Source organism: Rhizobium aureum (assembly GCF_030182495.1).
Classification (GTDB): Bacteria; Pseudomonadota; Alphaproteobacteria; order Rhizobiales; family Rhizobiaceae; genus Rhizobium; species Rhizobium tropici_C.
The window spans coordinates 84,282-103,361 of the sequence record NZ_JAQJCI010000011.1 but is presented as its reverse complement, the minus strand read 5'-3'; the positions used below and the strand labels follow the sequence as shown (position 1 = coordinate 103,361).

22 protein-coding genes are annotated in these 19,080 nt (G+C 60.3%); 9 read left to right on the top strand and 13 right to left on the bottom strand.

Translation table 11 applies throughout. From position 1 onward, the window contains the following. Positions 1-84: 84 nt before the first annotated feature. On the top strand, positions 85-984 hold the full coding sequence (locus PH552_RS22815) for a LysR family transcriptional regulator ArgP (protein ID WP_113250069.1): 900 nt from the start codon (positions 85-87) through the stop codon (positions 982-984). A 125-nt stretch (positions 985-1,109) separates the two neighbouring features. Then, positions 1,110-1,418, top strand: coding sequence for a Dabb family protein (locus PH552_RS22810; RefSeq protein ID WP_112341201.1), 309 nt, complete (start codon positions 1,110-1,112; stop codon positions 1,416-1,418). Between the two features lie 34 nt (positions 1,419-1,452). Here the strand turns inward: PH552_RS22810 and PH552_RS22805 are convergent, their stop codons facing one another. The 6 genes from PH552_RS22805 to PH552_RS22780 form a co-directional block, all read right to left on the bottom strand. Next, positions 1,453-2,139 (bottom strand): GNAT family N-acetyltransferase, encoded by a 687-nt coding sequence (locus PH552_RS22805; RefSeq protein WP_112341202.1) that lies wholly within the window; start codon positions 2,137-2,139, stop codon positions 1,453-1,455. After that, complete coding sequence (locus PH552_RS22800; RefSeq protein ID WP_112341203.1) at positions 2,136-2,630, bottom strand: MarR family winged helix-turn-helix transcriptional regulator; 495 nt, start codon at positions 2,628-2,630, stop codon at positions 2,136-2,138. Before PH552_RS22800 ends, PH552_RS22805 begins: the two co-directional genes overlap by 4 nt. Before the next feature lie 148 nt (positions 2,631-2,778). Then, positions 2,779-3,681, bottom strand: coding sequence for a metal ABC transporter solute-binding protein, Zn/Mn family (locus PH552_RS22795; protein ID WP_113250068.1), 903 nt, complete (start codon positions 3,679-3,681; stop codon positions 2,779-2,781). Positions 3,682-3,700: 19 nt separating this feature from the next. Continuing rightward, the gene (locus tag PH552_RS22790) at positions 3,701-4,573 is read right to left on the bottom strand and encodes a metal ABC transporter permease (protein ID WP_112341205.1); all 873 of its coding nucleotides are present in this window, start codon (positions 4,571-4,573) and stop codon (positions 3,701-3,703) included. Next, positions 4,570-5,352, bottom strand: coding sequence for a metal ABC transporter ATP-binding protein (locus tag PH552_RS22785; protein ID WP_112341206.1), 783 nt, complete (start codon positions 5,350-5,352; stop codon positions 4,570-4,572). The genes PH552_RS22790 and PH552_RS22785 overlap by 4 nt, the downstream gene beginning before the upstream one ends. Then, positions 5,349-5,477: a hypothetical protein gene (locus PH552_RS22780; RefSeq protein WP_281023982.1), complete on the bottom strand. Its 129-nt coding sequence runs from the start codon at positions 5,475-5,477 to the stop codon at positions 5,349-5,351. The genes PH552_RS22785 and PH552_RS22780 overlap by 4 nt, the downstream gene beginning before the upstream one ends. Positions 5,478-5,655: 178 nt before the next feature. Between PH552_RS22780 and PH552_RS22775 the strand changes: the two genes are divergently transcribed. Further along, a complete protein-coding gene (locus PH552_RS22775; protein WP_112341207.1) occupies positions 5,656-5,901 on the top strand; it encodes a type II toxin-antitoxin system ParD family antitoxin in 246 nt (81 codons plus the stop codon). Continuing rightward, positions 5,902-6,210, top strand: coding sequence for a type II toxin-antitoxin system RelE/ParE family toxin (locus PH552_RS22770; protein ID WP_112341208.1), 309 nt, complete (start codon positions 5,902-5,904; stop codon positions 6,208-6,210). A gap of 46 nt (positions 6,211-6,256) precedes the next feature. Here the strand turns inward: PH552_RS22770 and PH552_RS22765 are convergent, their stop codons facing one another. Then, positions 6,257-6,742, bottom strand: coding sequence for a peroxiredoxin (locus tag PH552_RS22765; protein WP_112341209.1), 486 nt, complete (start codon positions 6,740-6,742; stop codon positions 6,257-6,259). 144 nt (positions 6,743-6,886) lie between these two features. Continuing rightward, positions 6,887-7,714: a protein-disulfide reductase DsbD domain-containing protein gene (locus PH552_RS22760; protein WP_112341251.1), complete on the bottom strand. Its 828-nt coding sequence runs from the start codon at positions 7,712-7,714 to the stop codon at positions 6,887-6,889. 140 nt (positions 7,715-7,854) lie between these two features. On the opposite strand from PH552_RS22760, the gene PH552_RS22755 reads away from it, so the two are divergent. The 3 genes from PH552_RS22755 (at position 7,855) to PH552_RS22745 (ending at position 9,940) form a co-directional block, all read left to right on the top strand. Further along, positions 7,855-8,460, top strand: coding sequence for a YqgE/AlgH family protein (locus tag PH552_RS22755; protein WP_112341210.1), 606 nt, complete (start codon positions 7,855-7,857; stop codon positions 8,458-8,460). A gap of 95 nt (positions 8,461-8,555) precedes the next feature. Then, on the top strand, positions 8,556-8,747 hold the full coding sequence (locus PH552_RS22750; protein ID WP_112341211.1) for a CsbD family protein: 192 nt from the start codon (positions 8,556-8,558) through the stop codon (positions 8,745-8,747). Positions 8,748-8,884: 137 nt separating this feature from the next. Then, the gene (locus tag PH552_RS22745; protein ID WP_112341212.1) at positions 8,885-9,940 is read left to right on the top strand and encodes a zinc-binding metallopeptidase family protein; all 1,056 of its coding nucleotides are present in this window, start codon (positions 8,885-8,887) and stop codon (positions 9,938-9,940) included. 39 nt (positions 9,941-9,979) lie between these two features. Here PH552_RS22745 and PH552_RS22740 read toward each other — a convergent pair whose 3' ends face one another. From PH552_RS22740 to thrC, 4 genes are read right to left on the bottom strand one after another with little or no spacing between them, the layout of a single operon-like run. Further along, positions 9,980-12,892, bottom strand: a complete 2,913-nt coding sequence (locus PH552_RS22740; RefSeq protein ID WP_112341213.1) for an EAL domain-containing protein — start codon at positions 12,890-12,892, stop codon at positions 9,980-9,982. Next, positions 12,889-13,503 (bottom strand): GNAT family N-acetyltransferase, encoded by a 615-nt coding sequence (locus PH552_RS22735; RefSeq protein WP_112341214.1) that lies wholly within the window; start codon positions 13,501-13,503, stop codon positions 12,889-12,891. Before PH552_RS22735 ends, PH552_RS22740 begins: the two co-directional genes overlap by 4 nt. Positions 13,504-13,553: 50 nt before the next feature. Then, entirely contained in the window at positions 13,554-14,852 is a 1,299-nt protein-coding gene (locus tag PH552_RS22730) for a M16 family metallopeptidase (RefSeq protein ID WP_112341215.1), read from the bottom strand. A 20-nt stretch (positions 14,853-14,872) separates the two neighbouring features. Next, positions 14,873-16,270, bottom strand: coding sequence for a threonine synthase (thrC, locus tag PH552_RS22725; protein ID WP_112341216.1), 1,398 nt, complete (start codon positions 16,268-16,270; stop codon positions 14,873-14,875). Between the two features lie 314 nt (positions 16,271-16,584). Between thrC and PH552_RS22720 the strand changes: the two genes are divergently transcribed. After that, positions 16,585-17,205 (top strand): hypothetical protein, encoded by a 621-nt coding sequence (locus tag PH552_RS22720; RefSeq protein WP_112341217.1) that lies wholly within the window; start codon positions 16,585-16,587, stop codon positions 17,203-17,205. 131 nt (positions 17,206-17,336) lie between these two features. On the opposite strand, the gene PH552_RS22715 is transcribed toward PH552_RS22720, so the two are convergent. After that, positions 17,337-18,029: an HAD family hydrolase gene (locus PH552_RS22715; protein WP_112341218.1), complete on the bottom strand. Its 693-nt coding sequence runs from the start codon at positions 18,027-18,029 to the stop codon at positions 17,337-17,339. 260 nt (positions 18,030-18,289) lie between these two features. On the opposite strand from PH552_RS22715, the gene PH552_RS22710 reads away from it, so the two are divergent. After that, positions 18,290-18,958: a GntR family transcriptional regulator gene (locus PH552_RS22710; protein ID WP_112341219.1), complete on the top strand. Its 669-nt coding sequence runs from the start codon at positions 18,290-18,292 to the stop codon at positions 18,956-18,958. The last annotated feature ends 122 nt before the right edge of the window (positions 18,959-19,080 follow it).

Genomic DNA, 19,080 nt, shown 5'->3' with positions numbered 1-19,080 from the left:
CCGAAATGAATGAGCCTTTCAGTATCGCCATATGTGGGTTTAGGCTAATTAATGTTGCTAACCCGGATTAAGAAAAACTAAGCTATGCTCGACTATTCAGCTCTCCGTGCCGTCTCAATGGTCGTGCAGACCGGCAGCTTCGAAAAGGCTGCGGGCATTCTGAACGTAACGCCGTCGGCCGTCTCGCAGCGGGTGAAACAGCTTGAGGAGCGCCTCGGCGTGGTTCTGATCGCCAGGAGCAACCCGTGCACCGCGACGGAAAAGGGCGAATGGCTCTGCCGCCATATGGAGAATGTCGGCATGCTCGAAGACGAGCTGTTCGGGCGCCTGCCGGCCCTCGCCGATCCGGGCGAGCCCCAGCAAAAGGTAATGCTTCGCATTGCCACGAATGCCGATAGCCTCGGGACGTGGTTCGTAGAGGCCATATCCGGCTTTGCCAAGCGCTCTCCCTATCTGCTGAATATCGCCATCGATGACCAGGATCATACCGCCGAATGGCTGCAGCGCGGGCGGGTGATCGCGGCCGTCACCAGCCTGGAAAAGCCGATCCAGGGATGCCGGCGCACATCCCTCGGTGCGCTCCGCTATCATGCGACTGCAAGCCCCGATTTCATGGCCCGGTATTTTAAAGCGGGCGTGACCCCGGAAGCGATCGTGAATGCGCCGGCCTTGACCTTTAACCAGAAGGACAGGCTTCAAAGCCAGTGGATACGCCAGACATTCGGAAAGGATTTTACCTATCCGAGCCACTGGCTGCCGTCGACACAGGGCTTCGTCGATGCCAGCCTCTCAGGCATGGGATGGGGCATGAATCCCATCCAGCTCGTACGGGAACATCTGCAGGCCGGGCGCTTGGTCGAGCTGATTCCCGATACCCCGCTGAACATCCCATTATATTGGCAGGTGAGCCGCCTCGCGGCCGATCGGCTTGCCGAATTAACGCGTGAGATCATCGCAACAGCCAAATACCATCTGTCGGCGTGAGCTGTGCTTCGAGCTGAGCAGTTTACAATTGGCTCCGCTGCCTGGAACGGAATGTTCGCGAATCGGCGCCTTGCCCCGCTGCCCTTTACCTCTATGCTGCTCCCGATTTCCAGGGAGACTGACTTATGATCCTGCATTGCGTTTTTCTTAGACTCAAATCCGCCCTGACACAGGAGGAGAAGAGGGCGCTCTTCGAATCCGTCGCCGCCTTGCAGAAGGTCATTCCGGGTATTGTCGACGTGAAATATGGGCCAAACGTCTCGCCCGAGGGCCTGCATGGCGGCTTCGCCGATGGATTTGTCGTCACTTTTGAAAGTGCCGAAGCGCGCGATGCCTATCTAGTGCATCCTGATCACGTCGCTGTCGGCGAACGGATCGTTTCGTCCACGGATGGCGGCCTGGCCGGCCTGATGATCTTCGATTTCAATCTTTAATGGAACGGGCGGCAGGCGCAGGCTTCGACCATGCTCATGCCGGCCGCCTGGGCGCGACGACCCGGAGGTTCATCTCGGAGCGCAAGCGGAAGCCCATTGCCCTGTAAAGCGAGATCGCAGGCGTGTTCGTGGCACGGGCGTGCAGGTAGACGGTTTCGTCTCTCGCCGAGATTTCGCCGGCAACGAAGCGGAAGAGCAGGGTGCCGAGGCCCCGTCCCTGAAAATCTGGATGGGTGCAAAGGCCGCTGAGTTCGGTAAAGCCAGGCTGGCGCATGCGCTGGCCGGCCATGGCAACGAGGCGGCCATCGATCTTCACACCCCAAAATGGGCCGAGACTTTGGGCGCGCAGCGTAAACGGGCCGGGTTCGGTCAGCGTGGCCAGGGCAAGCATCTCCGTTGCATCGGCTTCCGTCAGCGCTTCGATCCGGCTGTCGGAAATCCGCTGATAGGGCCGTTCCGCGATCATCTGCACCAACTTGCTTTCGGAGACGATCGTCAAGCCCTGGGGGAGTGGGAGAGGGTTGGCTTCCACGAGCGCCATGATCTCGCCGGCTGCCGGCAGACTCTGCAAAGCCTCCAGGCTTTCCGACGTATCATCGGCAGGCGCGGCGAAAGGCACGATGGAAGGTGGATAGCGGAGGGCATGCTCGCTGCCTTCGGCCAAGGTCGCGTGGGCGGTACGAAGCGCGCTCCAGGCCGGCCGGTCGAGAATATGGCTCATGGTTTCTGCTCCTTGTCGGGATTGCCCCGACGGGCAAGCGGCGCTTCGGCAAGCCCGTCCTCGATTGCGGCGAGTTGTTGCAGGATCGGCCTGGAACTCTCGCCGCAGAGCTCCGTTACCGCCTGTTCGATACGCGGCCAGACGAATCGTTTCGAATAATCGACGAGTTCCTGTCCTTGCGGGGTCAGCGAGACCAATCTTCGGCGCTGGTCTTCGGGCGAGGCCTGCATGTCGACATAACCCAATTCCAAAAGCTGAGAGATGGTGCGCGTGGCTCCCGGCTGGGTGATGCCGACAGCTTGCGCAAGTTCACCGATGGTAAGCGGACCAGCCCGATCGATTGCGGCCAGGAAGGGATATTGGGCAGATTGTAGCGAAACGCCAAGCTCCTCCATAATCTGCTGGGTGTCTGCCTGAAGTCGTTCGCCGATGCGACGAAAGCGGCTGCCGAGACAAAGGAATCCCAGCGATTTCACGATATCCTCGACCATGGCGATCCTCAACTCAATTTCATAACTAGTTATATAAATTGTTATGCAATTGCCGTCAAGTCATGAGTGCTGCAGCATGCTTGGGTTGGATATTGAGGTATGGGAGAAGCCGCGGGCATATGCCCGCGGCCATGCTTGTTCGGCTGCTTCAGCTCGACTTCGCCATCGCTGCAGCGAGTTGATCAACGTTATAACGGAACATTTTTTCATAAGTCGAAGCTGGCCCGTTGGCCTTTGACAGCGATTCGACATAGAGCTCACCGCCGGGTTCGGCGCCGGTTGCCTTGGCAACCTGCTTGACGAGGCGCGGGTCGTTTGAGTTTTCGAAGAAGTAAGTCTTCACATGCTCGGTCTTGATCTGCTCGATCAGCTGGGCGACCTTGGCAGCCGAGGCTTCCGTCTCTGTCGAAAAGCCAATCGGAGCAAGGAAGTTCACCTTATATTCGCGGCCGAAGTAGCCGAAGGCATCATGGCTCGTCAGCACTTTGCGGCGATCGTCCGGAATCTTGTCAAACTTGCTGTGCGCATAGGTGTCAAGCTCAGTCAGAACCTTCGTGTAGCGCTCGGCATTGGCCTTGAAATCGGCGGCGTCGGCCGGATCGGCGGCGGAAAGAGCCTTTTCGATATTGGCGACCCAGATCTTCACATTGATCGGGCTGTTCCAGACATGCGGATCGGTGACGGTCTTACCGTCATCCACCATGGTGCGGGTGTTGATGCCTTCGGAAGCGACAACAGGCGTTCCCTTGTAGCCGGATGCGCTGATCAGCCGGTCCATCCAGCCTTCCAGGCCTTCGCCGCTGACGAAGACGACCTTGGCAGCGTTCAGCGTCTTGGCATCGGCCGGAGACGGCTCGAATTCATGGGGGTCGCCGTTCGCGCCGACGAGGCTCGATACCTTCACGTGGTCACCGCCGACATGCTTGACGACATCGGCGAGCACGGTGAAGGACGCCACGACATTGAGCGTTTCGGCAGAAGCGGGTGCAGCGACGCCGAAGGCGACGAAGGCTGTTGCAGCCGCAGAGAGAAGCAGTCTCTGTTTGTTCATGCGAGTCTCCTTGTTCGGATTAGCCCCGGAGATGGGGACGGGGGAAGAACCGCCGGGCAAGGCCCGAGGGTGCGAAGAGAATGGAGAAGCCGTAGATCAGGCTGGCGGTGATGATGATCGTGGGGCCTGAAGCAAATTCGAGATGGTAGGAGGCAATAAGGCCGAGATAGCCTGAAGCCATCGCCGTGCCCGTTGCGATCGCCATCATGGCAGGCAGGCTGCGCGACCAGAGCTGCGCCACGGCGGCCGGCAGCATCATCAGCCCGACGGCCATCAGCGTGCCGAGCGCCTGGAAGCTTGCCACGAGATTAAGCACGACCAACAGCAGGAACAGGAAGTGATAGAGCGGTCCGCGTCCGCCGACCGCACGCAGGAAACCGGGATCGAAGCATTCCATCACAAGCGGCCGGTAGATGACGGCGAGCGCCAACAGCGTCACTGTGGTGATCGCGCCGATCTGGTAGAGGGCAGGCGCATCGATTGCAAGAATGGTGCCGAAGAGCACATGCAGAAGATCGATATTGGAGCCGCGCAGCGATACGATGAGAACGCCCAGCGCCAGCGAGGTCAGATAGAAGCTGGCAAAACTCGCATCCTCCTGCAGCACGGTCGTGCGGCTGACGAGGCCGGAGAGCAGCGCCACCGAAAGGCCGGCCACGAGCCCGCCAAGCCCCATGGCCGTCAGCGACAGCGAGCCGGCAATGAGATAGCCGATAGCAGCACCAGGCAGGACGGCGTGGCTCATCGCATCGCCCATCAGGCTCATGCGCCTGAGCATCAGGAAAACGCCGATAGGCCCGGAGCCGAGGCCGAGGCAGACGCAGGCAATCAGCGCGCGCCGCATGAAGCCGTAATCCGCGAAGGGCGCGAGGAAGATGTCGTAGACGGTCATTCGGCCGGCTCCCGCTTCGCGAGTTCGCCACTGTCATGCTCCTCTTCCGGCAGGCATGCTTCGGCCTCCTCGTCCCAGCTTTCGGCCATGGCGCGCGCCTTGATGAGGTTCGTTGGGCTCATGACATCTTCCGTCCTGCCCCATCCTACGAGTTCGCGGGCGATCAGCAGCGTTTCGGGGAAATAGCTTTGCACCTGCTCGAAATCGTGCAGCACAGCGATGACCGTGCGTCCCTCCCGGTTCCATCTCAGCACGAGGTCGAGAAGATCGCGTGTCGTGCGCTGGTCGATCGCGGTGAAAGGTTCATCCAGGAGAATGACACGGGCATCCTGCAGCAGCAGCCGCGCAAACAGTACCCGCTGGAACTGCCCGGCTGAAAGCGAGCCGATATGTCGGCTTTCGAAGCCTGACAGACCGACGATGCCGAGCGCATCGCGCGCCCGTTCGGCATCTTTGCGTGAAAATCGGCCGAAAGCACCGGCATTCTTCCAGGCGCCGAGCATGACAGTATCGGCGACCGAGATCGGGAAGAGGCGGTTCATATCGGCCGCTTGCGGCAGATAGCCGAAGTCGTTGCGCGTCAGCGGGCCGCGATCGACCGAGCCTTCCGCCGGCCGCAATTCGCCGACGATCGCTTTCAGCAGCGTCGACTTGCCGGCCCCGTTCGGCCCGGCAATCGCCGTCAGGCTGCCGGCGGCAAAGCCGCCCGAGATGTGGTGGACGGCCGGATGGCGCTCATAGGTGACGGTGAGATTGCTGAGGCGGATCAGATCGTTCATGCCAGCGCCACCGCCCAACCGATGGCGGCCCAGAGCACCGCAATGCCGATCGCCACATAGGCAAGGCGCATCAAGGCCGAGCGCCCCATGAGGGACGCTGCGAAAGGATCACGGTCAAAAGGCATTCCGGCGCTTTCAATTATGTAATAACATTACATGTTGTAGCCGATGAAATACGGCGAAAAAGAGGCGGAGAGTAGATTGGCAGTGGCCGAGCACCGGTAATTGGCGGCCTGCGTCAATAATGCTATAGATAGAGCATTATCTGTCATTCACTGGCCTGACGTTACGGGAGAGATGCTTATGAATGTTTCTATCGGTGAACGCTGGGAAAAATTCGTTGAGAAAACAGTGGAAGAGGGGCGTTACAGCTCCGCCAGTGAAGTTGTGCGCGAAGGTCTCCGGCTCGTAGAGGAGCGGGAGGCGAAAATAGCAGCGCTACGGCGTACTCTGGAGGCATCGATCGATCGCGGAGGCGATGTATCTGACGAGGAGCTTGGCGCCGCTTTGGAAGCCAAGGCGGCCGAACTGCCAAAAGAAAGCCGTTGAGTGCCTCGGCTTCGTTATACAGCCACAGCCCAGGATAACATCCTGGATATTCTTGTATTTATAACGCGTCAAAGCGGCAGCCCAAAAGTCGCTTTGGAATTTACTGGGCAATTACGCCGCAAGTGCGCAAATCTCGCCGCTTTGCCAGGTCACATGGGCCGCCTGCGGCCGGAGTTGAGAAACGACATGCGTAGCTTTGCATTTCGCGGATATGTGATCTTCTTCCGCTATATCGATGATGTTTTCGAGGTTGTGAATGTGCTCGAAGGACATCGCGATTTCGATGCCCATTTCCACGAGGACAAATAAAGAAAGAGCGCCTCTGAGGCGCTCTGCATTTTCCATCTGAATGATCTTAAAGCTGCTCGATCATCGCAGCCGCACCCGAAACCGTTGCCTGGCCGGGACTTTCCTCGATGTTCAGTGTCTTCACTACGCCGTCTTCCACCAGCATGGAATAACGCTTCGAGCGGATGCCGAGGCCGCCGGCGGAGAGGTCGACATCGAGGCCGAGCGCCTTGGTGAAGGAACCGTCCCAATCGGCAAGGAAATGAATCTTGCCCAGGCCGCCCGATGATTGTGCCCAGGCGCCCATGACATGCCAGTCATTGATGGCGACCACGGCGATGTCATCGACGCCCTTGGCGAGAATCGCGTCGCGGTTCTCGAGAAAGCCCGGCAGATGATTGAGCGAGCAGGTGGGCGTAAACGCGCCGGGAACGGCAAAGAGCACGACGCGCTTGCCGGCAAACAGCTGCTCGGTGGTGATCTCGACCGGGCCGTCGGCGGTCTTTTCCTTGAAGGTGGCGGCAGGCAGCGTGTCGCCGATGGCGATAGACATGGTTCTCTCCTCGGGTCGTGAATTCGGGGCGCTGCTGCGCCGCCGATGGTTTGAAGCGGGTGCAGGAAACTATAGAGCAATTCCAGGAAAAGTGCGCAGCGGTTTTCCGCCCGGATGCATAGATACAAATACTCCAGGTCCGGCCTATTCAAGCACAAGGCTGGTTTCCATCGCCCGATCGCCGTCGACGATCAGAATGCCCCAGCTCTTGCCTTTCGGATCATAATTCTTCGGCAGCTTGCCGATCTCAATATCGGTCGAGAAGGTGCTCCCATCCCGTTTTGCGTTCATTTGCTGGAAGAACACATAGCCCGATGGTCCCGTCACATAGATCGTTGGCGCATCGCCGGTTGCCTCCGGCAATGCCAGCTGCAGCGAAAGCGTCTTGGCATCGGCGGAGATTTTGTGGCTCTGAACAGCGAAATGGGATGAAGGGGCTTCCGGCAGCAGTGCTCTGGCAGCATCCAGCAGGGCGAGTTCATGTGTCGTCGGCTGCTCGCCGGCCGGCAGCGGCAACGAATAATCAGCTTGGAAGGGGATGCAGATCTCCTTGCACAGGCCTACGAAAGCGGTCAGCTTGAGTTCCGCCGGCGTCTTGCCGGTCACGCGAAAATCGAGCGGCAAGATCACCGGCGCATCATAGCCGATCTCCTTGATATTGCCGACCGTGATCTGCTTCGGCACAGGATAGCCGGCCTTTTCCAGCGTCACGCCGCTATCGGGTGCCGGCGTCACCTGAGGCGGAATTCCGCCCTGGCCCGGTTCGCGCCAATAGGTGATCCAGCCGGGCGCCGGTTCGATCTGCAGGGCGGCGCGGATATGTCCTTCCGCGCCAGGCGCAAGCGCTATCAGGCGCATGCGTCCACCTTGATTGTCCATCCATTCGCTCATGGCGGCATGGGCCGTTGCGGCGGTGAATAGAGAGGCGGCGAACAATGCCGAGAGGCGTATCGGAGTGCTTATTCCAATCATGAAACAAGGATTTAACGGATCGAATTGCCGGGGGCCAGCATGACGGAAGAGGGAAATGATCATTTTCAGTTGATTGATTTATGACATTGCCCCATCTTGATTAAAGGCGGTGCAGTTGGAGACTGCGGTCAGGAGGCACGATGTCCCTATCGACGCTGAAGAATAGACGCGAAAGAGGTTTTCTCGACGGTCAGTTCCTGATCGCCATGCCGGGCATGGAGGATCGGAACTTTCACCGGACGGTGGTTTATATCTGTGCCCATTCCGACGCAGGTGCCATGGGTTTCGTCATCAATCGGGCCCAGAAGCTGACATTCACCGATGTCCTCTTGCATCTCGAAATGATCAAGGACGACGATGCCATCGTGCTTCCGCAAGGCGCACGGGATTTTCCCATCCAGACCGGCGGTCCGGTTGAAAGCGGGCGCGGCTTCGTCTTGCATTCCGACGATTACATCAGCGACAGCAGCATTCCGGTCAGTGACGATATAAGCCTGACGGCGACGCTCGATATCGTCCGGGCTATTTCCAAGGGAAGCGGTCCGAAACGTGCGACGATGCTGCTCGGTTATGCCGGCTGGGGTGCCGGTCAGCTCGAGGCGGAGATCGGCAATAATGGCTGGCTGAACTGCCCGGCGAACGAAGAACTGATCTTCGACCGCAGCCTCGATAACAAATATGATCGGGCCTTGGCCCTCATGGGCATCAACGCCGCAATGCTGTCGCCGCACGCTGGCCACAGTTGAGCTGATTTGCGTTGTTTCGGAACGAAATAGCCGATGTGACGTTTCCCCGGCAGCGCAACGGCAATTCCGCCGTGCCAGCCAGGGAGGCGTCAGACATGAGCAGCACGACCGACAAGGTATCCGGTAAGGTGAACGAAATCGCCGGCAAGGCCAAGCAGATGACCGGCAAGGCGACCAACAACAAGGACATGCGCGCCAAGGGCGCTACGCAGGAAGCCAAGGGCAAGATGCAGACCGCCGTTGGCAAGGCCAAGGACAAGGTCAAAGGCGCGGTCGACCGGATGTGACCGGCTGTTGTATATTCCAATCCGTGCTCGCTGTTCCGTCTGAATTGACGTCGTAGCAGCGATGTTGGGAGGAAGAGCCTGTTACGGAAACGTGGCAGGCTCTTTGTTCTCGCCAATCTTGCATTTCCGAGGGGAGCATGCGGCTTTTCACCTGCGACCATTGCGGCCAGCCCGTCCATTTCGACAATAGGCAGTGCGTCCGCTGCGGCCATCAGCTCGGCTTCGTTCCCGATCGCCTGGCGATCTATGCACTCGACGCCGTCGACGATGTGACATGGCATCCTGTTTCCGAGCCTGAGAGGCCTGTGCGCTTCTGCGCCAATGCCGAGCTCGACATCTGCAACTGGCTCGTCGATACTGGCGATCCGCAGCCCTTTTGCGTCGCTTGCCGTCATAATCGGCTGGTACCGAATACCGATACGCAGCAGGGTATAGATCGCTGGCGGCGTATCGGTCAGGCGCAGAGGCATCTGTTCTATTCCTTGCTCCGCTGGAATTTGCCGCATCCCGATCGGCAGCAGGATCCGGATGGTGGCCTGGTTTTCGATTTCCTCGAGGATGAAGTGCAGGGCGGTACCGTCGTCCCGGCCATGACTGGCCACGAGGAAGGGTTGATCGCCATTCGCGCCGCCGAGGCGGATGATGTCACGCGAGAGCAGACGCGCGCCTCCATGAACGAGCCCTATCGCACCTTGCTCGGTCACTTCCGCCACGAGACGGGTCATTTCATCTGGAACAAGCTTGTTCGCGACCGCGGACGGTTCGACGGCTTCCGCGCTGTCTTCGGCGATGAGCGCGCCGATTATGGTGCGGCGCTTCAGGCCCATTACGACAATGGCCCTCCCGCGAACTGGCAGGAGAGTTTCATCAGCGCCTATGCTAGTGCGCATCCGTGGGAGGATTTTGCCGAGTGCTTCGCCCATTATCTGCATATCGTCGATACGCTGGAAACGGCGCGTTCCTTCGGACTGGCGATCGACCCCTATCGCTATCACGACATGGCCGCGGAGGTGGATTTCAATCCCTATGAGGCTGAAAGCGCCGAACAGCTCGTCAATGCCTGGATCCCGTTGAGCGTGGCGATCAATTCCATCCAGCGCAGCATGGGACAGCCGGATTCCTATCCCTTCATCCTCTCGCCGCCGGTGGTTGCGAAGCTCGACTATGTAAGGGAACTGATCGCCAGTGCCTGAGCGGCGCTGCGATCCATCGGCGCCGAGTAGGGGGAGGGACTAGGCGCGTTTCGTCAGCGGAAACCGTTCCTTCAACAGACGGAGCACCGAATCCGATCCCATCGGCGGGCCGAAGATGAAGCTCTGGCCGTAGGTGCAGCCGATCTTGGCCAGTTCCAGCGCATCCTCTTCGGATTCGATGCCTTCGGCGACCACGCGCATGTTGAGTTCGCGCGCCATGGAAATAACCGAACGCAGAAGAACAGCCTTCTTGTCGCTGTCGTCGCGGACCATCGCCTTGTCGAGCTTGATCGTGTCGAAGGGGAAGCGGGTGAGATAGGCGAGCGACGAATAGCCCGTGCCGAAATCGTCGAGCGCCAGACCGATGCCTGCGTCGCGCAGCTTGTCGAGCACGAGCCGCGCCTGTTCCGGATTCTCCATCACCTGCGATTCCGTCAGCTCCAGCTTGATACGGTTTGGGTCGCAATGGGTTTTGGCAAGCAGGGCACGGATATCGTCGTAAAGCTCGTTGTTGAGCAGCTGCACGCTGGAAAGGTTGATGGAGACGAACAGCGGCAGGTCGCCGGTCTGTCGCTGCCATGCCTTCAGGTCGTTGGTCGCCTGTTCGAGCGCGAACATGCCGAGCGGGCCGATGATGTCGGAAGCCTCCGCGATCGGAATGAATTCCGTTGGCGGAATATTGCCGCGCTTGGGATGCTCCCAGCGCATCAGCGCCTCGAAGCCTGCGACCTCGGCATCTTCCAGGCGGACGATCGGCTGATAGACCAGCGAAAGTTCCTTGCGCTCGACGGCGCGGCGCAGATCGGTTTCGAGCTGCAGCCGGTCGGTGCCGAAGCTGCGGAAAGCCGGCTGGAAAGGCTCGACGCGATTGCCGCCGGCGCGCTTGGCGCGATACATGGCGAGTTCCGCATCGCTCAGCATGCCGGCCGCATTTTCCTGCTGGTCGACCCACGACGTCAGCCCGACCGATGCCGTCAGGATGATTTCACGATTGGCGAAATTGATCGGCACCATGATCGCCTTGCTGATCGCGTCGGCAAAGTCGGCGACCTTGGCTGGATCGCGTTCGGAAACGAGGATGAGGCCGAACTGGTCACCGGAAAGACGCGCCAGCGTATCCTGCGGCTTCATCAGGCGGCGAAGGCGACGGGTCAGCGCGATCAGGATATTGTCGCCTGCGGCAAAGCCCAGCGTATCGTTGACGAGCTTGTAGCGATCGATGTCGATGACCATGACCGTCGGCCGCAATTGATTTCCATCGGAAGCCAGCGTCAGAACGGCCTGCAGGCGGTCGAGAAAGACCTGGCGGTTCGGCAATCCGGTGAGATTATCGTGGACGGCATCGTGCAGCAGCCGTTCGACTGAATTCTTCTGTTCGGTAATGTCGACGATCGTGCCGACGCAGCGGATGATCTCGCCGTTCGACCCCAGCACAGGCCGGGCGCGGATTGACAGCCAGTGGAAATGCCCGTCTTCGGCACGAATTCGGAATTCATGGTTCAGCCGGCCGCGCCGATGTTCCAGAAGCACGTCGAGTGTGGCGCGGAACCGATCGCGATCGTCGGGATGCAGCCGCGGCAGCCAGTTGCGCGCCGCGCCATGCATGGTGCCGGGCGAAAGGCCGAGCTTCATCGAGATATCGGGCGTCGTCACGACGCGGTCACGGGCGACGTCCCAGTCCCATACTGTATCGCCGGAGCCCGTCAGCGCCAGGGATTGCCGTTCCAGATCCGAGAACAGGCCCTGCTGGAAGGCGCCGCCGGCAAAGGCGTGCTGCATGACTGTGAAGCCGATCAGCAGAACGATGAGGACGAGGCCGCCGCCGAGCGCAGGCTGGATGATGTCGTTGTCGAGCTTGCCCATGACCGTCATCCAGGCTCCGAACAGCCAGACGAGGATCAGCGCCCAGGCGGGCACGAGCAGGATGGCACGATCATAGCGGCTGAAGCCGAGATAGATGATGAGCAGCAGACCCGCCGTTGCGGTCAGCGCCAGCGACAGCCGTGCAATGCCGGCCGCGATCGATGGATCGTAGATCGCCACGCCGAAGAGCAGGGCGAGGCCGAGAACCCAGGCGAGCGTCACGTAGCCGAGATGGGCATGCCAGCGATTGAGATTGAGATAGGTGAACAGGAAGATCACCAGGCTCGATGCAAGCGCCACCTCCGCACAGGCGCGCCATATTCGCTGGTCGCCGGAGGTTATGGTGATGAGCTTGCCGAGGAAGCCGAAATCCACGCAGATATAGCCGAGCACGGCCCAGGCGAGAGCCGCCGTCGCCGGCAGCATCGACGTGCCCTTGACCACGAAAAGGATGGTCAGGAACACCGCCAGCAGGCCGGCAATGCCGAGCACGATGCCGCGATAGAGCGTGAAGGCGTTGACTGTATCCTTGTAGGCGTTCGGTTCCCAGAGATAGAGCTGCGGCAGGTTCGGCGACGAAAGCTCGGCAACGAAGGTGACGACGGCACCAGGGTTCAGCGTGATGCGGAAGACATCGGCCTCGTCGCTCGGCTGTCGGTCGAGCGCGAAACCTTCGCTCGGCGTGATCGCGACGATGCGCTGCGAGCCGAGATCGGGCCAGAAGACCTTCGAATTCACCAGGCGGAAATGCGGAGCAACGATGACGCGCTCCAACTGCTCTTCGGAGACATTGGCGAGCGCGAAGACCGCCCAGTCGCCCTGGTGGTTCGGCGAGGAGGAGCGGACCTCGATGCGGCGCCGGATGCCATCGGCGCCGGCCGCCGTCGAAACCTGGAAGGCTTCACCTTGATTTCTGTAGATCTCCGTCGTCGCCGTCAGATCGAGAGCGGTATCGTCGCGCGAAATTTTTACGGGCTCTGCCGCATGCGCCATTCCGGCGATCAACAGCATCACGGTGGCCGCAAGCGTCGCGATAACAGCACATAGCCGCCGGGCCATCGTTCCCGTCTGCGTGAATCCGGCGATCATCGCTTGTCGAGGTTTCGGTTCGGGTTGGCGTCGGATGCCAACCTTGAAAACATCACATGGTCGCGCCACTGACCGTTGATTTTAAGATAACCGCGCAAATGACCTTCCCGCTGGAAACCGGCTTTTTGCAAAAGCCGCATGCTACGCTCATTGTCCGGAATACAGGCTGCTTCAATTCGGTGCAACTCAAGTCCGGAAAAGATATAGGGTATAACCAATTGAAGTGCGGCGAACATATGGCCCTGACCGGAATAACGCTCGCCCATCCAATATCCGATCATGCAGCTCTGCGCGGCACCGCGGCGAATATAGCCGATCGTAATCCCGCCAACCAGGGTCATGTTTTCCCGCAGGAAGATGAACAGCGGTATCGCCTGGCCGGAACTATATTCCTGCTTGCCGCGGATGATGCGGGCCCGATAGGCGCCCTCCGTCAGCTCGTCATGCCGCCAGGTCGGCTCCCAGGGTTCCAGGAAGCGGCGGCTCTCCGCCCGGAGCCTATGCCATTGGTTGAAATCGGAGTAGCGCGGCAGGCGCAGCAAATATGTATCGTTTTCGAGTTCAACCGCGTCCGAATGACGTGAGAGAAACCGAAAGACAGATTTTTGCATGCCGCCAAGCACTCCCCCGAGAATTGAACCCATAGGCTCGCGGCATGCCCTTAGCCGCTTGCGCTTTTGGAAGCAGGGGCCGGTGACGACAGTGACGTGACGATGTCTTCCATCGGCGCGAGCTGCTCCAGCGGCCCGATCGCCGAAAGCGTCGGTACTGTATCGAAGAACAGACGGCCGGCAAGATCCGTCAAACGATCGATGGTGATGCCTTCCAGGCGTTCCAGCATCTCCTGGTTCGGGATGGGGCGGCCGTAAAGCATCATCTGCCGGGCGACCTGACCGGCGCGGGCGGCCGGGCTTTCCTGGCCCATCAGCAGCTGAGCCCGGATCTGGGCGCGGGCGCGCTCGATTTCCTGCTGCTGGATATCATGAGACGACTTGTGCAGCTCGTCGATGATGACGGGCAGCAGTTCCGGCAGGTTCTCGCCGCCGGTCGCGGCATGGATGCCGAAGATGCCCGTGTCGGAGAAGCCCCAATGAAAGGCATAGACCGAATAACAGAGGCCGCGGAATTCGCGCACTTCCTGGAACAGGCGCGAGGACATGCCGCCGCCGAGGATGTTGGCGAGGATTTGCGAACAATAGAAATCGCGGGTGTGATAGGCGCGTCCCTCGAAGCCGAGCAGGATCTGCGCATCCATCAGGTCACGCGTTTCCCGGATATTGCCGCCGATATAGCGGGCAGGCTCGATAACGGGCGGAGCGGACGGTTTCGTCGGCAGGCTGGAGAAGCGTTCCTCGACCTGACGTACGAAGCTTTCATGATCCACAGCGCCGGCCGCCACGACGAACATGCGATCGGTCGTATAGTTGCGGCCGAGGTAATGGCGGATCTGTTCCGGCGAGAAGGAGACGACCGTCTCCGGCGTGCCGAGAATGGCGCGCCCGAGTGTCTGGCCGCGATAGGCGACTTCGGAAAACTTGTCGAAGACGACATCGTCGGGCGTGTCGTTCGCCGCATTGATTTCCTGCAGGATGACTTGCTTTTCGCGCGCCAGCTCTTCCTCGTCGAAGGCGGACTCCGTCAGGATATCGGCAAGGATATCGACGGCCAGCGGCACGTGATCCTTTAAAACGCGGGCATAATAGGATGTGGTTTCGGTCGAAGTGGCAGCGTTGACTTCGCCACCGACATTCTCGATTTCCTCGGCGATCTGCCGGGCGGAGCGCCGTCCCGTGCCCTTGAACGCCATGTGCTCGAGCAGATGCGCGATACCGTGTTCTGCTTCCGTCTCGTTACGCGAGCCCGATTTGATCCAAACGCCGAGTGCCACGCTTTCAAGGTGTGGCATCGATTGGGTTGCTACTGTCAGCCCGGACGCAAGCCGGGTGCACTCCACTGTCATCGCTTGTCTTTCCGCGTCTGTTACTCCCCGGCCCGGGCGTGCTTGCCGATAAAGCCTTCAACGGCTTTAAGTTCCGGATCGAGAATGTCGAAACGCTCCTCCCTGGTCATCAGACCAGCAAGCCACGTCGGAAGCGCCGGGTCAATACCGGATGCGGATTTTACTGCGGCGGGGAATTTTGCAGGATGCGCGGTGGCGAGCGTTACCATCGGGCTGCTGGGACGCTCGTTCTTCGCGGCGACGAAGGCTCCGATCGCCGTATGCGGATCGAGCAGATAGCCCGTGTCGGCAAGGGTTTTGCGGATCGTTTCGGCCACCTGCTTCTCGCTGGCGCGACCGGCGCGGAAGTCCTTCTTGATGAACTTCAGGACCTCTTCGCTGATCGAAAAGCCGTTCGACTGCTTCAGGCTCTCCATGGCGGCGCGCACCTTGGATGCATCGCGGCCGTTGGCTTCGAACAGCAGCCGTTCGAAGTTGGAGGAAATCTGGATATCCATCGACGGAGAGGTGGTTGCCTTGACGGAACGCATCTCGTAGCGGCCTGTCTTCAGCGTGCGTGCCAGGATATCGTTCTCGTTGGTGGCGATGACCAGGCGCTCGATTGGAAGGCCCATGCGCTTAGCGACATAGCCGGCGAAAATATCGCCGAAATTGCCTGTCGGCACGGTGAAGGAAATCTTCCTGTCCGGGCCGCCAAGAGCGACCGCGGTGGTGAAATAATAGACCACCTGCGCCATGATTCGCGCCCAGTTGATGGAATTGACGCCGGAAAGCTTGACCTTGTCGCGGAAGGCGGCGTCGTTGAACATGGCTTTGACGAGGTTCTGGCAATCGTCGAAATTGCCCTTGATCGCCAATGCATGCACATTCGCCGCCGTCGAGGTGGTCATCTGCCGCTGCTGCACCGGCGAGACCTTCCCATGCGGAAAGAGGATGAAGATGTCGGTACGCTCGCGCCCGGCAAAGGCGTCGATCGCCGCACCACCGGTATCGCCCGAGGTGGCGCCGACGATGGTCGCCCGCTGGCCCCGCTTCTCCAGCGCGTAATCCATCAGCCGCGCCAGCAGCTGCATGGCGACATCCTTGAAGGCGAGTGTGGTGCCGTGGAAGAGTTCCATGACGAAGCTGTTTGGCCCGGTCTGGACGAGCGGCGCCACCGCGGGATGCCGGAAAGTGGCGTAGGCATCGTCGATCATGCCGCGAAAGACGTCGGCGGGGATCTCGCCGTTGGTGAAGGGCGAGAGGACCGCGAAAGCGACCTCCTGATAGCTCTTGCCGCGAAAGGCGCGGATTTCCTTCTTCGTCAGGACAGGCCACTCACGGGGAACGTAAAGCCCGCCGTCACGGGCAAGGCCGGCCAGAAGAGCGTCACAGAAGCCAAGGGCAGGGGCTTCTCCCCGCGTTGAGATGTAATCCACGGTCTTAGAATTCCTTTGGTCGCAAAATTGCCTGAGTGATCGATTGAGAGGGTAATGGAACGAAGCGACGGCGGCCTGTCTTTTTGCGTCGGATCAGCCGCGTGGTTTTCGCGTTTGCGCAAGGCGCGTGAGAACGGCGCCATGCGGCGGCTGTCTATGGCAATGTGTCGATCTCGAAAAGTGAGCCAAAACGGTGTCTACCCAATCGATTTTTCGCTGCGTCGCTGGTATAGACCATCGCCAAGTGTCATAAAAGGCCCGTTTGACAGGCTGCAGGCCGATAATGTGAAATATATGGAGAGGGTGGAATAATAGTGTTTGGCAAGGTTTCGCGTCGTCTTTTCTCCGCTTCGCTTCTGACATTGCTGACGGGTTGCAGCACTCTCGGTATTGGCGGCAATAGTGAAAAACAGCCGGCAACGGACGTCACGGTGGCACCGCAAGCGAGTGCCGCGACGGCGGCTCCGACCGGTGGTCAGACCTATGTTGCCGGCAAATGCCCGCAGGCCGTCATCCGCGACGAGGATTCGGTCTATCGCACCTACGCCAAGGGCGCCAAGGACGATCCGAACCAGCTAGTCTATCAGGCTTCGCTGGCGCAGGCGACCCGCCAGTGCACCAGCGACGGCGCCAGCCTCGGCATTCATGTCGTCGCGCAAGGGCGCCTGGTTGCCGGGCCGATGGGCAGCTCCGGCAAGGTCACCTTGCCGATCCATGTCGCCGTCATGGACAATGACAATGCGCTCTATAGCAAGACCATCATGTATACTGCGGAGATTCCGCCGGGCGAAACCACGGCGCAGTTCCTCTTCACCGACGACGATATCCAGGTTGCCGGCGGTTCCGGCGGCTTCACCATCGTCCAGATCGGTTTCGATCAAGGCCCGCAGAAGCCGGCAAAGGGCGAGAAGCCAGCGCGCAAGAAGCGTCACTAAGGTTGGAGTCAAGCGGTAGGCAGTAGGCAGTAGGCAGTAGGCAGTAGGCAGTAGGCAGTAGGCAGTAGGAAAAGATCACCTTGTCCTTGCTGCCGCCGGCACTATAGCCGCAACATTTATTGCCTATTGCCTCAGAGCACGCCGTCCCATTCGGCGAGCGCCATGACGACGCCCGGCAAGTCGGCCATGCGGCTGACGACGGTTTCGGCGCCGGCGTCGGTCAGCCGATCGGCGTGAGACGGATAGGTGTGCGATGCGCCGGTGAAGCCGATGACGCGCATGCCGGCGGCACGCGCCGCCTGAACGCCGTGAACCGAATCCTCGACGACGATCGTATTGGCCGGGCTGACATTCATCTGCTTGGCGCCATGCAGGAAGATGTCCGGCTTGGGCTTGACGCGGTCGGCGCCGAGATCCTTGGCGGAAAAGATATTAGGAGCAAACAGCTTGAAGTAGCCGACCTTCGTCAGCATCATCTCAAGCCGTTCGGAGCTGGAATTCGAGCAGATGCAGCGCGGCATCGGCAGGCGCGACAGCGCCAGCGGAACGCCAGGGATAGGCTGAACGTCGCTGGCAAGCGCCAGGTCGAGCAGCTTTTCCGATTTGTCGAGCAGCGAAGCGGAGAGGGGGATGCTGGCCTCGCGCTCGACTTCGAACAGGATGTTGCGCCAGGTCATGCCGGCGAAGCGCTCGCCCATTTCCTCGGTGCTGATCGGATAGCCCGCATCGGTCAGCAGTTTGGATTCGACTTGTGCCGCGATGATTTCCGAATCGACCAGAACGCCGTCGCAGTCGAAGATGATGAGGTCGAAGCCGTTGCTCATGAGAGGTACTGCCTTTGATATGGGCTGGATTCGGCATGCTTCAGGGAAGGCCGTCGATGGTTCGGAGCATGCTCTGGAAAATGACGGTCGGGCTTTACACGATCTGCCCGCAAAGCTCAACCAATTGGCGGGCATGGCTGCGCTGCAGTGAGCGAAAGGGTCGAAATGCGCAAAAGAGGTGATGACGATTTCTTGTCGCTCGACATCGGCACTCGACATCGGCCCTCGACATCGGATTGACCCGCCTTTAAGGATCGGCCATGGCCAAGGAGCGCGACGACACCATTGCCAGCCGCATCAGCCGGGTGCTTGCCGACCGCATCATCCGCGGTGAGATCGCGCCCGATGCCCGCCTGCGGCAGGATCACATCGCCGAGGAGTTCGGCACCAGTCATGTGCCCGTGCGCGAAGCGTTCCGGCGGCTCGAGGCGCAAGGACTGGCGATCAGCCTTCCGCGTCGCGGCGTGCGCGTCGCCTCCTTCGATCTCAAGGAAGTCCGCGAGGTCGCGGAGATGCGGGCGGCCCTTGAAGGCCTTGCACTCAGGCATGCGGCCCCGCATCTGACGCCTGCCATTTTGGACGAGGCCGAGCAGGCGACGCGTGACGGCGATGCCGCCGGCGATGTCCACGCCTGGGAGGAGGCCAATCGCCGCTTCCACCGGCTGATCCTGGCACCCTGCGGCATGGCGCGCCTGCTGGCTGCCATCGATGACCTGCATGCCGCCAGCGCTCGCTTTCTCTTCTCAGCCTGGCAATCCGGCTGGGAAAAACGCACCGATCACGACCATCGCGCCATTCTAGCCGTGCTTCGCCAGGGGCGGGCCGACGAGGCTGCCGCAATCCTCCAGAAGCATGTGCAGTGGATCGGCCGCGCGCCGGTCCGCACGCCTTCCGGATCGACGCGCGAAGCTTTCGCAATCGTTGGCTGAAAATTATAGATAATTTTAAGGCGGAGGGTCGAAGCTTCTTGGACGACGACTCTCACAGAGAATGTCCGCCATCCTGGCATCGCTGCATTTCGTTCGACGCCCGGCTGTGGTCCCCTGTGCTT

What these genes read in the sequence shown, in the direction of transcription:
- PH552_RS22815 (WP_113250069.1), top strand. Translation starts at nt 85, where the DNA reads ATGCTCGACTATTCAGCTCTCCGTGCCGTCTCAATGGTCGTGCAGACC.
- PH552_RS22810 (WP_112341201.1), top strand. Translation starts at nt 1,110, where the DNA reads ATGATCCTGCATTGCGTTTTTCTTAGACTCAAATCCGCCCTGACACAG.
- PH552_RS22805 (WP_112341202.1), bottom strand. Translation starts at nt 2,139, where the DNA reads ATGAGCCATATTCTCGACCGGCCGGCCTGGAGCGCGCTTCGTACCGCC.
- PH552_RS22800 (WP_112341203.1), bottom strand. Translation starts at nt 2,630, where the DNA reads ATGGTCGAGGATATCGTGAAATCGCTGGGATTCCTTTGTCTCGGCAGC.
- PH552_RS22795 (WP_113250068.1), bottom strand. Translation starts at nt 3,681, where the DNA reads ATGAACAAACAGAGACTGCTTCTCTCTGCGGCTGCAACAGCCTTCGTC.
- PH552_RS22790 (WP_112341205.1), bottom strand. Translation starts at nt 4,573, where the DNA reads ATGACCGTCTACGACATCTTCCTCGCGCCCTTCGCGGATTACGGCTTC.
- PH552_RS22785 (WP_112341206.1), bottom strand. Translation starts at nt 5,352, where the DNA reads ATGAACGATCTGATCCGCCTCAGCAATCTCACCGTCACCTATGAGCGC.
- PH552_RS22780 (WP_281023982.1), bottom strand. Translation starts at nt 5,477, where the DNA reads ATGCCTTTTGACCGTGATCCTTTCGCAGCGTCCCTCATGGGGCGCTCG.
- PH552_RS22775 (WP_112341207.1), top strand. Translation starts at nt 5,656, where the DNA reads ATGAATGTTTCTATCGGTGAACGCTGGGAAAAATTCGTTGAGAAAACA.
- PH552_RS22765 (WP_112341209.1), bottom strand. Translation starts at nt 6,742, where the DNA reads ATGTCTATCGCCATCGGCGACACGCTGCCTGCCGCCACCTTCAAGGAA.
- PH552_RS22760 (WP_112341251.1), bottom strand. Translation starts at nt 7,714, where the DNA reads ATGATTGGAATAAGCACTCCGATACGCCTCTCGGCATTGTTCGCCGCC.
- PH552_RS22755 (WP_112341210.1), top strand. Translation starts at nt 7,855, where the DNA reads ATGTCCCTATCGACGCTGAAGAATAGACGCGAAAGAGGTTTTCTCGAC.
- PH552_RS22750 (WP_112341211.1), top strand. Translation starts at nt 8,556, where the DNA reads ATGAGCAGCACGACCGACAAGGTATCCGGTAAGGTGAACGAAATCGCC.
- PH552_RS22745 (WP_112341212.1), top strand. Translation starts at nt 8,885, where the DNA reads ATGCGGCTTTTCACCTGCGACCATTGCGGCCAGCCCGTCCATTTCGAC.
- PH552_RS22740 (WP_112341213.1), bottom strand. Translation starts at nt 12,892, where the DNA reads ATGATCGCCGGATTCACGCAGACGGGAACGATGGCCCGGCGGCTATGT.
- PH552_RS22735 (WP_112341214.1), bottom strand. Translation starts at nt 13,503, where the DNA reads ATGCAAAAATCTGTCTTTCGGTTTCTCTCACGTCATTCGGACGCGGTT.
- PH552_RS22730 (WP_112341215.1), bottom strand. Translation starts at nt 14,852, where the DNA reads ATGACAGTGGAGTGCACCCGGCTTGCGTCCGGGCTGACAGTAGCAACC.
- PH552_RS22715 (WP_112341218.1), bottom strand. Translation starts at nt 18,029, where the DNA reads ATGAGCAACGGCTTCGACCTCATCATCTTCGACTGCGACGGCGTTCTG.
- PH552_RS22710 (WP_112341219.1), top strand. Translation starts at nt 18,290, where the DNA reads ATGGCCAAGGAGCGCGACGACACCATTGCCAGCCGCATCAGCCGGGTG.